Source organism: Pontibacter toksunensis (genome assembly GCF_042686245.1).
Lineage (GTDB): Bacteria > Bacteroidota > Bacteroidia > Cytophagales > Hymenobacteraceae > Pontibacter > Pontibacter toksunensis.
Map to the genome: position 1 here is coordinate 22,317 of NZ_JBHUOX010000022.1, position 13,409 is coordinate 35,725.

General features: G+C 49.6%; 8 protein-coding genes. All 8 read left to right on the plus strand.

What is annotated here, in order from left to right:
- The first annotated feature begins 46 nt into the window (after positions 1–46).
- The 8 genes from ACFS7Z_RS21605 to ACFS7Z_RS21640 all read left to right on the plus strand — a co-directional run bounded on the left by ACFS7Z_RS21605 (position 47) and on the right by ACFS7Z_RS21640 (position 13,321).
- Positions 47–1,501: an aldehyde dehydrogenase (NADP(+)) gene (locus ACFS7Z_RS21605; RefSeq protein ID WP_377489389.1), complete on the plus strand. Its 1,455-nt coding sequence runs from the start codon at positions 47–49 to the stop codon at positions 1,499–1,501.
- Positions 1,502–1,514: 13 nt separating this feature from the next.
- Positions 1,515–2,516, plus strand: a complete 1,002-nt coding sequence (locus ACFS7Z_RS21610) for a 4-hydroxyproline epimerase (protein WP_377489392.1) — start codon at positions 1,515–1,517, stop codon at positions 2,514–2,516.
- A 1-nt stretch (position 2,517) separates the two neighbouring features.
- Positions 2,518–3,765 carry an NAD(P)/FAD-dependent oxidoreductase gene (locus ACFS7Z_RS21615; RefSeq protein ID WP_377489395.1) on the plus strand — a complete coding sequence of 416 codons (1,248 nt, stop codon included), beginning with the start codon at positions 2,518–2,520 and terminating at the stop codon, positions 3,763–3,765.
- Positions 3,766–4,242: 477 nt separating this feature from the next.
- On the plus strand, positions 4,243–6,036 hold the full coding sequence (locus tag ACFS7Z_RS21620; protein WP_377489398.1) for a DUF885 family protein: 1,794 nt from the start codon (positions 4,243–4,245) through the stop codon (positions 6,034–6,036).
- Positions 6,037–6,059: 23 nt separating this feature from the next.
- On the plus strand, positions 6,060–8,285 hold the full coding sequence (locus tag ACFS7Z_RS21625) for a S9 family peptidase (protein ID WP_377489401.1): 2,226 nt from the start codon (positions 6,060–6,062) through the stop codon (positions 8,283–8,285).
- 54 nt (positions 8,286–8,339) lie between these two features.
- A complete protein-coding gene (locus ACFS7Z_RS21630; protein WP_377489404.1) occupies positions 8,340–9,287 on the plus strand; it encodes a hypothetical protein in 948 nt (315 codons plus the stop codon).
- Positions 9,288–9,697: 410 nt separating this feature from the next.
- A complete protein-coding gene (locus ACFS7Z_RS21635) occupies positions 9,698–11,359 on the plus strand; it encodes a sodium:calcium symporter (RefSeq protein WP_377489407.1) in 1,662 nt (553 codons plus the stop codon).
- A gap of 270 nt (positions 11,360–11,629) precedes the next feature.
- A complete protein-coding gene (locus ACFS7Z_RS21640) occupies positions 11,630–13,321 on the plus strand; it encodes a helicase associated domain-containing protein (protein WP_377489410.1) in 1,692 nt (563 codons plus the stop codon).
- Positions 13,322–13,409: the final 88 nt, after the last annotated feature.

Genomic DNA, 13,409 nt, shown 5'->3' on the forward strand with positions numbered 1-13,409 from the left:
AGGTTTAACCTGCAGAGCATATACACATCATCTTAAAAAGCAGAATATGCCATTTGAACAGATTTTAAATCAATCAGAAGAAGCATTTAAGATATACAAGAAAACAGCAGGCAGTAAGAAGGCTGAGTTTCTAAGAGCAGTTGCTGCCGAAATAGAGGCACTTGGCGATGAGTTGATACAGACGGCAAGCGCGGAATCTAATCTGCCTGCAGGGCGCATCACAGGTGAGCGGGGCAGAACGATGAACCAGTTGCGGCTCTTTGCTGATTTGCTGGAAGAAGGAACCTGGTTGGAGGCTACTATCGACACCGCCTTGCCAGACCGCAGCCCCCTACCAAGAGCAGATCTCCGCAGGTTATTAGTGCCGCTCGGACCTGTGGTTGTGTTCGGCGCCAGTAACTTTCCATTAGCCTTTTCTACTGCCGGAGGAGATACCGCTTCCGCGCTGGCAGCAGGTTGTACGGTAGTGTACAAAGAGCACCCGGGGCATCCAAAAACATCACAGTTGGTGTACAGCGCTATTCAGAAAGCATTGAAATCATGTGATTTGCCTGAGGCTGCTTTTCAGCATGTAAGCGGTGGTATAGAAGCCGGCCAGGAGCTGGTGCGGCACCCGAAAACAAAGGCGGTTGCTTTTACAGGTTCTTATAAAGGCGGTAAAGCTATTTTTGACCTGGCATGTCAGCGGGAGCAGCCTATTCCTGTCTATGCTGAAATGGGAAGTATAAACCCCATTTTTGTACTAACCGAAAAAGCTGAAGCAGAAAGCCAGCAGTTGGCCGAGCAGGCGGCGCAATCTGTGCTGCTGGGCGTGGGGCAGTTCTGTACCAATCCCGGCCTTATCTTCTACCCTGAGTCTGACAACACAACGTCGTTTCTTGAAAGACTCGCTGAGAAATTAGGTGAAGCGGCAGGGGATAAAATGCTGCACGAAGGCATCTGTGAGAATTATTACAAAGGATACAATAAACTGACAGCTCACAGCGGCATTGAAAAACTGGTAACACCAGACGAGGATGTGCTGACAGGCAAAGCAGCGCTGGCCAAAACATCTGTAAAGGAGTGGTTGCAAAACCCGGAAATGCAGGAGGAGATCTTCGGGCCTTTTACGTTAGTGGTTACCTATAACGGGCTGGAAGAATTGGAGCAGGCAGCGGAGCAATTGCAGGGCCAACTCACCTGTACCATTTGGGGAAGTAAATCAGAACTCAGCCAGGCAGAAACACTCACAGATATTATTCGAGAAAAATGCGGACGGGTACTTTTTGAAGGTGTTCCGACAGGGGTTGAAGTGTCGCATGCCATGACGCACGGCGGACCTTTCCCTGCTACAACAGATAGCCGCAGCACCTCTGTCGGTACGTACGCCATCAAGCGTTTTGCACGACCTGTTACTTTTCAATCGGCACCGCAGGAACTGCTCCCTGAAGAATTGAAAGATGCAAACACGCTGTCTGTATGGCGCACTATAAACGGACAGTTAACTAAAGATAGTTTGTAGGTAAGACCTAACGATGGCAAGAAAAACATTCTTTTGTATTGACGCCCATACCTGTGGTAACCCGGTTCGCTTAGTGGCCGGTGGCGGCCCCATCCTGGAAGGAGCCAATATGAGCGAGAAGCGGCAGCACTTTCTGCGGGAGTACGACTGGATTAGAAAAGGCCTGATGTTCGAGCCACGGGGCCACGACATGATGTCCGGCAGTATCCTTTATCCGCCGCACGACCCTGCTAATGATGTCGCGGTACTCTACATCGAAACAAGTGGCTGCCTGCCGATGTGCGGGCATGGCACCATTGGCACGGTAACCATTGCGCTGGAAGAAGGCTTGATTACTCCTAAAATACCCGGCCAATTGCGCCTGGAAACACCTGCCGGCCTGGTAAAAGTAAGCTACACACAGGAGGGCAGCAAGGTAAAGACGGTCAAGCTGGTAAATGTTGCCTCGTACTTAGAGGCCGAAGCCCTTACCATTGAATGCCCTGATTTAGGTGAACTGACACTGGATGTCGCGTATGGCGGCAACTTCTACGCCATCATTGATCCGCAGGAAAACTTTCCGGGCCTGCAGGAGTTCACGGCAGATAAGCTGATTTCCTGGAGCCGCGTCATCCGGGAGCGCATGAATGAAAAGTACACCTTTGTGCACCCCGAGAACCCAACCATAAGAGGTCTCTCACACATTCTCTGGACTGGCGATACCCTGCAACAAACTTCAACGGCGCGGAATGCTGTCTTCTACGGCGACAAAGCCATCGATCGCTCCCCATGCGGTACAGGTACATCGGCGCGTATGGCCCAGTGGTATGCAAAAGGCTGGCTAAAGCCGGGGCAGGAGTTTATACACGAAAGCTACATTGGCTCCATCTTTAAAGGCACGATAGAGGAAGAAACCAATGTAGGGGGTAAGCCCGCTATACTTCCAGGCATTGAGGGCTGGGCAATTATAACAGGCCTCAACACCATTTACCTGGATGAGGAAGACCCTTATGTACACGGATTTCAAGTGATATAATATGAGCAGCGTTGTCATAGTCGGTGGTGGTATAATAGGTCTCTTTACCGCTTATTATTTAGCAGAAGAAGGCTTTGAGGTAACCATACTGGACAAAGGTGATTTAACTAACAGTTGCTCCATCGGAAACGCGGGTATGATTGTGCCCAGCCACATTGTGCCCTTGGCCTCTCCCGGCATGATTACAAAAGGGCTGAAGTGGATGTTCTCCTCTACCAGTCCTTTTTACATTCACCCAAAACTTGATTTGCGCCTGGCACAGTGGTGCATGCTCTTCTACAAGTCTGCCACTAAAAAGCATGTGGAGTATAGTATACCGTACCTGAAGAACCTGAGCCTGCTCAGTAAAAGCCTTTACATGGGCCTGGGAGAGCAGCACAGCGCGGTTGACCTGGGGCTGGAAGAGAAGGGCCTGCTGATGCTTTACAAAACAGAGGCCGCCGCACATGAGGAGGTGGAGTTCGCACAGTTGGCCCGCCAGCATGGGCTGAAGGCAGAGGTGTTGACGCAGGAGGAAGTGCAGCAATTGGAGCCCAACAATAACATGGATGTGCTGGGAGGCGTGCTTTTCCCGGGAGATGCACATCTGAATCCTGCCAAACTCAACACGTTCCTGGTCATGCACCTGAAAAGCAAAGGAGTGAAGTTCGTGACCAATGCAGAGGTGCTCGATTTTGCCTTCTCTGGCAAAGCAGTGAAAGCGGTTGTGACAGACAAAGGCAACTATTCCGGAGATTATGTAATCATCGCTGCTGGTTCCTGGTCCGGTGAAGTGGCCAAGAAACTTAAAATAGGAATGCCCATGCTGGGTGGTAAAGGCTATAGCTTTCTGGCAGAAAACACACCTGCTATTCAGCGCCCGGCCATACTCACGGAGGCGCGTGTAGCCGTAACGCCTTTCGGCAACAAAGTGCGGTTTGGCGGCACGATGGAGATTACGGATGATAGCAAAAAGATAAACTTGAACCGTGTGAAAGGTATCCATGACTCTATTTCAAGATATTATGGCGGCTTTACCTGTGAGTTTCCGGAGAAGAAGGAAGTATGGAGTGGCCTGCGCCCCTGCTCACCAGACGGTCTGCCCTACATCGGATTTACGGAGCGCTGGAGCAATGTGCTTTTTGGAACCGGGCATAGCATGATGGGCATTAGCCTGGCCCCGGCTACAGGAAAACTGCTGGCGGAAGAACTGATGAACAGGAAAGCATCTGTACTAATCGATGCCTTCTCACCGGATAGGTACAATTGATTCAAAACAGCATGCTGCTCAATAGAATAAGTTAGAAACGTAGATGAACGAGAATCAATACAGCGACAACCACTTATCAATTAATGAACAATAATCAATTAGCTAGAAGCGAAAAACGTTTCCAGTTTTCATGTGAAGCGCCTTGTAGATTTCCGGTGCCACGTTAGTGGCAGCCGTTAGGCAGGGAATGTACACAGCGCTGAACAGGAAAACGCGCCCCCGCGGACGTGGAGCGCTAAGTCATATCAATGAAAAAGGCCGTTTATAGGTGGCTGGATAAACAGAAACTACGATAGCTTAGACAAATTTGCTTGCTGGTGAAAACACACAGCAAGGGCGAAGGGAGATGAGAGTGGCAAATGGTTTTTCGGGTTGCTAATGGAGCACTGGATAAGCTGTCGCTACGAAGCTTAGGCAAAATAAGGTCATACTTTCAAGCCATACTTTAATTGAGTTCACGCTACAAAAAAACGATGTATGAAACTCCCTGATATAAACTTCCTAAAGCTTTCTGTCCTGCTGCTATGCCTTTGCCCGGCTTTTTCCTCAACCAGCCAGGCCCAGGACAACACGTCCTTATATGTACAGACCAGTGATGTGCATCACCTGATGGTGCAGCTTCGGGCTGATGAAGGCAGCCTGAATCGTTTCTACTTTATGAGGAACACACCGGAGTATACCGCACGTTTTCAACAACTCTACACAAATTATCTGCAGCAGCTGGGTAACCTGGACTATGAAGAGATGAATGCAGGCAGCCGAGTAGATTACCTCCTTACAAAGCGGGATCTAGAAAATAAGTTGCGCCTGCTGAACACAGCGGCTGAGGAGTATAAGCAGATAAGCAAATGGATATCTTTTGCGGAAAAGGTTTATGCATTGGAGAAGCCACGCAGAAGAGGGCTTAACGTAAAGGGGCAGCGGATAGCCGCAGAACTAAACAATATCGAAAAAGACCTGATAGTCTCGAAGGCAGCTCTGGAAAAAGAGGCATCGCTAAACAGGGACTTGGCGTTCCGGCTGGAGGGTGCCGTGAAAGACCTGCAGGAAGGATTGAAAAGCGTTTATATATTTTACAATCAGTACGAGCCAAGCTTTACCTGGTGGGTGCCGGAGCCATATAAGCGCGTAGATACTTTACTGACAACCTATGCTGCCCTGGCTGAAAAGAAAGGCAGGGTACCCGGCAAAAACCAGAAAGTGGATCAGAGCGGTATCGTGGGCAGTCCTATCGGGAGAGAAGAACTCATCAGGCAACTCGAGTATGAGATGATTCCTTATACCCCGGAGGAACTGATTGAAATCGCCAACAAAGAATTTGCATGGTGCGATAGGGAAATGCTAAAGGCCTCACAGGAGCTTGGCTTTGGCGACGACTGGCACAAGGCGCTGGAGAAAGTGAAAAACACCTATGTGCCGGAGGGGCAGCAGCCGGAGGCTATGCTGGATTTGTACAACCAATCGGTCGCTTTCCTAAAGCAGAAAGATCTGATAACCATACCGCCCATCGCCGAAGAGACCTGGCGTATGCAGATGATGACGCCTGAACGGCAGCTGATAAATCCGTTTTTTACCGGAGGGGAGGTTTTCAGCATCTCCTATCCCACCCATACCATGGCGCATGCAGACAAGCTGATGAGCATGCGGGGCAACAACCCCCACTTTTCCCGGGCCACGGTGCACCATGAACTGATTGCAGGACATCATCTGCAGGCCTTCATGAACAACCGCTACAAAGAATATAGGAACTTCAGAACACCGTTCTGGACAGAAGGCTGGGCCCTGTACTGGGAGATGCTGCTGTGGGATCTGGGTTTTCCGCGCTCGGCAGAAGACCGCATCGGCATGCTGTTCTGGCGTATGCACCGCTGTGCCCGCATCATCTTCTCGCTCAATTACCACCTCGGCAAATGGACGCCGCAGGAGAGTATTGACTTTTTAGTAGAGCGTGTAGGGCATGAGCGCGCAAACGCAGAGGGCGAAGTGCGCCGGTCGTTTGAAGGGCGCTACAGCCCCTTGTACCAGGTAGCCTATATGATGGGAGGCCTGCAGTTTTATGCCCTGCAGAAGGAACTCGTCGGCAGCGGGAAAATGACCAACAAGCAATTTCATGATGCGGTTTTGCATCAGAACAGCCTTCCAGTGGAAATGGTCAGAGCCATCCTTACGGACCAGAAGCTTCCTGAGAATTACGAAACCAGCTGGAAGTTTTATAAGGGGGTGGTATCATCAGAAAAGAGCCGCAAGGCAACCTCCACTAAAAGCAGATAAACCTTAAACCTAAAACTCCTGATATGCTTCTAAAAGTCTTTAAGCCATTCTTTTTACTGCTGCTGTTGCTGCAGCTATCGCTTTTTTCTCTTTCAGGTAGTGCACAAAGCAGGGGCGGAATAATATGGTTGAAGGCAGGCAATGCCTACGCGCAGCAGGAAGACGGATCTATCATCAAAACAACGCTGCCATCCCAGGAGAAGCAGGTTATACTTGCAAAGGAAAAGCTGGTGCCGACAGGCAAGTCAGAACCCTTAAAAGTCCGTAGCTTTTCTTTCTCGGAGGATGAGCAGAAGTTGCTCATCTATACCAATACAGTAAAAGTATGGCGCCTCGATACAAAAGGTGATTACTGGGTGTATGATTTGCAAAAGCAAACACTCTCTCAGGTAGGTAAAAACCTCCCCGTATCGTCTCTGATGTTCGCCAAGTTTTCTCCGGACGGAACACAGGTAGCCTACGTGAGCGGGAACAACATCTATGTCGAAGACCTGGAGAGCAATGCCGTAAAGCAGCTCACAATAGACGGGACACGAAAACGCATCAACGGTACTTTTGACTGGGCATACGAAGAAGAGTTTTATAGCCGCGACGGCTTCCGCTGGAGCCCGGATAGCAAGTCCATTGCCTTCTGGCAGATAGACGCCACAGAGGTGAAAGATTACCTCATGATAAACCACACTGATTCCATCTACCCGGTGGTTATACCGGTGGAGTATCCTGTGGCAGGGGAAGCGGTTTCTCCTTACAAGATTGGCGTAGTGGATGTTGCGACTGCAATGGTAACATGGATGGATGTGCCGGGTAACCCGAAGCAGCACTATGTGCCACGCATGGAATGGGCGGCAAACGCAAACGAACTGATACTACAACAGCTCAACCGCAAGCAGAATGAGAGCAAGCTATACTTGAGTAATACCTCCAACGGAAAGGTAAAGCAGATCTACACTGAGAAAGACGCAGCCTGGATTGATATTCTGCCTTCTTGGGACAGCGACTACAGGTTTGGAGGCTGGAACTGGTTGAACGGAGGCAAAGAATTTTTGTGGGTAAGTGAGAAGGATGGCTGGCGGCACTTGTACCGGGTTAGCCGCGACGGCAAAAAAGAAACGATTATCACCAAAGGCAATTACGATGTAATGGATATTGTGGCCGTAAATGAAGCAACCGGCTATGTATACTTTCTGGCTTCGCCGGATAATGCCACACAGCAGTACCTCTACCGAGTGCGGCTGAACGGGAAAGGAAAAGCAGAGCGGCTTTCACCCAAAACGCAGGCCGGCACCCATACTTATGAACTATCTCCTGATACTAAATTTGCATATCACCGTTTCTCCAACTACTACACAAAGCCAGCCTCTGAGTGGGTGTCGCTGCCAGCGCACAGGGCCTTGGATGGCAACAGTGCCGTAGAGCAGGCGGTCGCACAGGCAGATAAGTCGAAATCTCCATTAGAGTTTTTCAAGGTGAAGACCAGTGAAGGCGTTGAGATGGATGCCTGGATGGTAAAGCCTGTTCCCTTTGACCCTAACAAGAAGTACCCCATCGTGTTCCAGGTATATACCGAGCCTGCGGGCCAGACCGTGGTGGATCGGTATGGCATCGGCAACAACCACCTTTACAAAGGCAACATGGCGGAAGACGGCTACATCTATGCCTCTATTGATAACAGGGGTACACCTGCTCCTAAAGGAAGGGAGTGGCGCAAGAGCATTTACCGGAAAGTAGGCATGCTCAACATACACGATCAGGCCATGGCAGCGAAGGAAATCCTGAAACTGCCTTACGTGGACACCAGCCGGGTAGCAGTGTGGGGGTGGAGCGGCGGCGGTTCTGCCACACTCAACTTGCTGTTTCAGCATCCGGAGATTTACAAAACAGGCATAGCCGTTGCGGCAGTGGCAAACCAACTCACCTACGACAATATTTACCAGGAGCGCTACATGGGACTACCGCAGGAGAACCTGGAGGATTTTGTGGAGGGCTCGCCCATCACACATGCCAAGAATCTGCAGGGGAATCTGCTTTACATCCACGGCACCGGCGATGATAATGTGCACTACAACAATGCTGAGCAGCTCATCAACGAATTGATAAAGCATAACAAGCAGTTCCAGGTGATGCCGTACCCGAACCGCACGCATGGTATTTCAGAAGGGGAAGGCACAAACGAGCACCTCTCTACTTTATTCACAAATTACCTGAGGCAGCACTGCCCGCCCGGAGGCAGGTTAATAAACCAGCAATAGGAAACGCAGGCAAAAGCATCAGGACGCAAACTGGCAAGTCAAACAGGACCAACTATGAAACTGAAACATGTTCTCTCTATTCCTCTAGTAGCCCTGCTGTTGTCCTGCTCCAATACAAATCTACAGGCCACCACTGTCTCACAGCCTACAGTTGCCGCTGAGCCGATAAAGAGTGAACCTGGTTCAAAAGAAACACTGGTGCCGGACTATGAGCAGGTAATGGTGACAGCGCCACCTGATTCGCTTAAACTGGATCCGTTTTACAGAAAGTATACTGATGCGTTTGGAATTCCTATTACTTCATCTGAGAAAGTCCCAAATACAGCACTGCTCATGGCGCGCGATATCGTAAACTACATGCTGATGAAGCGGATGGATATTCGGGAGGCATTAATCGAGCGTGGGGCACGTGTACTCGTGATGGCGGAGACAGAAATGGAGACTGATCTGCCGGAGCGAAGTGACTGGAAGAAGCCGGCAAGAGATGATCGGCGGCTCACACCGGGCGAGCGGGAGAACTATGATAAGCCAGATGGCATCGCCAGCATGACGGACAAAGAGTACTGGAATAAGCGAGCACGCGGCATGGGAGGCACCATCACTTCCTGTGCAGAGGAGAACCTGCTCGGCTATCCAAATACGCGCTACTATGGGGAGAACATTCTCGTGCATGAGTTCAGCCACAATATCATGGGCGCGCTCCGCCAGGCAGATCCGGCGCTGTATGCGGAGATAGAGCCAGCTTACGAGGCAGCCAAAGCTAAAGGGATGTACAAAGGCCAGTATGCTATCAATACAGTAGCAGAATACTGGGCGGAAGGCAGCCAGTGGTGGTTCTGGTCTAACTATGAATTCTACGACGGAGACAGGCGCATACAGTCACCACAGGACTTGAAAACATACGACCCTACACTCTACAGCATTCTGGAACGTGTTTACCCGGGGCACCACATTCCAGCAGATGTTTATTATGGGCGCAACGTAAAGCCCGCCCGCCGGTGAATCATCCTGAACACTTCTCTCTTTAAGTATAGCATAGTCTCCATACCACGACAGTAATCTCAGCACGAGATGAACACCGTCTTATGGAGGCTTTTTTTCTTTAAGATAATCCGGCAGTCTGCTTTAACTGCTGCATCTTGTTAACAGCTACTCCCTTTCAACTGCTGAGAGTATAGTGCTTTCTGTATAGGCACAATTTAACATCGGATATACTAGTCCCGGTCTCTCTCCAGGTGCCGCAGATATAGGCTTTTTTAATATAGTAATAGTATAGTATCACATTAAGATAATTTAATAGAATCCTTTTTGTTTCTTTATTTGAATCTTGCCTGTAACGGGGCTCTTTGTAGATATAGCATCTTCAGGGAAATCGCTGTTAGTCTTAACTGCTAAACTCCTCTATTTACACTATGAGTGCTAACAAAGAATCGTGGGGCTCCCGGTTAGGTCTCATATTAGCTATGGCTGGGAGTGCGGTTGGGCTGGGGAACTTCCTTCGTTTCCCGGTACAGGCAGTGCAGAATGGGGGCGGGGCCTTTATCATCCCTTACCTGGTTTGTTTCCTGGTAATTGGTATTCCCCTCCTTTGGATTGAATGGGCTATGGGGCGGTTTGGAGGCAAATACGGGCACCACTCCACGCCATTCATTGTGGATACGATGGGCAAGAACCGCCTCTGGAAGTACATTGGCGTGTTCGGTATCTGGACCAATGTTGCCATCGCTGCCTACTACTGCTACCTGGAGTCCTGGACATTGTCTTATATGATGCACTCCTTGCTGGGCACATTTAAAGACATGGAGCAGGGTGGCGTTGCTGATTTCTTTAACAACTATGTAAACCTCAATACCTCCACCCTTGGCTTGCCCTATGAACCCATTGTGTTCTTTGTGCTTTGCCTGCTAATCAATACCTATGTCCTGTCTCTGGGGCTGGCGAAAGGAGTGGAGCGTGTGGCCAAGATAGGCATGCCGTTGCTGATTATTTTTGGGATATTTCTGGCTTACAAGGGATTCACCATTGAAGCGGGTGAAAGCGGAGCTATAAACGATAGCTCAGTTGGCCTTAACTACCTGTGGACGCCAAACTTTGATGAGCTGTGGTCACCGACAGTGTGGCTGGCAGCCGCCGGGCAGATCTTCTTCACACTTGCCGTAGGAATGGGCACCATCCATTGCTATGCGGCTTATGTGCGTGAGAAAGATGATATTGCGCTCGGAGCCATGTCTGCCGGCTGGATGAATGAGTTTGTGGAGGTGGTGCTAGGGAGTGCCATCCTAATCCCCATCTCCATCGGCTACCTCGGCATTGACCGTGTAACGGAGCTGGTGAAGCTGGGAGGCCTGGGCCTGGGTTTTAAAACGTTGCCTTATCTGTTCTTTCAGTGGGGCGATGTTTTAGGTGCCATCGCTGGGTTTATGTGGTTTGGCCTGTTGTTTTTTGCCGGCATCACCTCTTCGCTGTCTATGGGAACACCCTGGATTGGTTTTCTGCAGGATGAGTTCAATTGGAAGCTCCGATCTTCTGCCTGGTCATTCGGCCTGATTGTGCTGGTACTGGGTCTGCCTACCGTTTTTTTCTTTAACTACGGCGTGTTTGATGAATACGATTACTGGGCTGGTACTGTCTCGCTGGTGATTTTTGCCCTGTTTGAGTCTATACTTTTTGCCTGGGTATTTGGAATGGACAGAGGCTGGCGTGAGATTACCTTGGGCGCCGATATACAGGTGCCAACCATCTACAAATACATCATAAAGTTTGTAACCCCGCTGCTCCTGCTCTGGGTGTTCCTGGGCTCTTTGTTCACGCCGAAAAATAACGACTGGGCTGCTGCTTTCAACGGAAGTTGGGAACTGGACAACAGTTCTATAGTCCGGAAACTCTTGAATAGTGGCCTGAAGGAACAGTTGGCCAGCGCTGTGAGCCCGGCAGAAATTGAGAGGCTGCAGGATACCTTGTTCTATGTCAATGCGTCAAGAGCCTTGTTGATAATGGTTTTTGTAGGCATTGCACTTTTAGTGTACATCGCATACAAAAGAAGAATAAAAGCAGGAGGGATGTACGAAAAATGAATATAGTGGCACTTGTCATACTACTCACAACCGCCATATTGGTGCTTGGTCTAACATCATATTTCTTTGCGAAGGTACTTATAAAGTCTCAAGTGGCAGAGCCGAACTCTTATCAGACAAATGATAAAGAGGCAGAGCAACAGCCTTCACCAAAGAGCTAAATACTATTTTAGCCGATGCAGCAATTACTTGACCGCTTAAACAATCATACTACAGGCTTCACCCTGGCCTGGCGCTAAAGCACTACTTTTTATCCCAAATACCACCGCCATGGAAAACGTAGCAAAAGAACTTTTGAGCAAGGAGTCTCTTGACAAATGGTATAGCAACTATCACAAGCTTGAATATTTCAAAAAGCAGACTGAACCGCTCCTGTCTGAGTTTGATGAAAGTCTTACCCGCTGGGCAGATGCTCAGAGAAGTATGAGGCATGTGCTGCCTGGCGAATTGAAGAAGAAATTAGCAGCCTTGCGCTTCAATTTCAAAAGCAGGGAGGTTTCCTGGGAGTTTATGTACAGGCAGTTAGCCGGTTTTGTAGAAGAAAACGGCCATACCTGCCTTCCTTCGGATCAAAAGTTTGAAGCGCTTCAGGACTGGTTAAACAGGCAGATATTCAACAAAAGGCTCCTGTCTGCCACTCAGTTTCAGCAGCTGGACTCTCTTGGCGTTGATTGGGACGCCTTGAACAGCAGAGACCAAAGATGGGAATTGATGTACCTGAGGCTTCAGGAGTTCTATCGCCTGTATGGCCACTGCCGTGTTCCACAAAAGTGGGAAAAGGACAGGCAGCTTGCCCAGTGGGTGTCAGTTCAGCGACGGGTGTATTCAAAAAATAAGCTAAGCGAAGCAAGGGAGCATAAGCTAAATGAACTGGGTTTTGTCTGGAATATTAAAACGGTATTTGATGCGCAGTGGGAGCAGTACTTTCAGGAGATGGCGGTGTTCTATCACACGCACGGCCACTGCCGGGTACCCGGAAAATATGAGAAGCTGGCCAGTTGGGTTGAAAGGCAGAGAACGGCTAAAGTAAACAACCTGCTGCCTGCTGACCGGGAACGGCGGCTGGGTGAAATCAACTTTATCTGGAACTGTGTCAACATCAAAAAGAAGGGTTGGGAGAAAAAGTACAGGCAGCTATGTACTTACAAGCAGAAATACGGCCACAGCTTTGTGCCTGTTAACTGTAGGGAGAACAAAGCCCTCGGTACCTGGGTAGCCACGCAAAGGTTGCTTGAATCCAGGGGTAAGCTCGGAGCTGCTAAAAAGAGGATGCTGAGCGAAATAGGCTTTGTGTGGGGCAGTGATACCCAACGCCAGTTAAAGTCGGGATATGATGCACAGTGGGAAGCCAGCTTCGAAAAACTAAAAGCTTATAAGCAGCAATACGGTACCTGCCAGGTCTCTCTAAAGATAGATCCTGCGCTGCAGCGGTGGACACGCTGGCAGCGAATGCTTTTTAACCAGGGCCGTTTATCAGCAGCACGCACGAACAGGCTCAATGAAATACACTTTCCCTGGAGCGTACAGGAAGAGTACTGGATGCGAATGTTTGAGGCCCTGGTAGAGTTTAGAAACCAATATGGTCACACTAGTCTTCCTCACCAGTGGGCGCCTAACCCACCTTTAGCTGCATGGGTGTACAGGGTAAGACGGGATAAGCTGAAGTTGTCCACTAGAAAGGTGAAGCTGTTGAATGGCATCGGCTTTGACTGGACCCTCAGTAGAAGAACAATTGTGCCGTGGAAGGAGATGTATAAGCGCCTTAAAGCCTTTAAGCGGGAGCATGGCCATACATGCGTTCCTGTAAAATGGAATGTGGATCCTAAGCTGGGGAGATGGGTCAGCAGGATGCGGTACGAGAGGGATAAACTTTCCGCAGAGCGTGTGTCTCTTCTGAACGCCATCGCGTTTGACTGGCGCGTGAAGCCAGCATCTTCAAACACAGCAGCGATACATGCTTGAAGCACCGCCTCCAGCTAGCCTTGTGAGAAGCATAAAGAGTATCGTAGTGCCACAGATCCGGCAGGCGCGAAAATATCTATACTTAAAG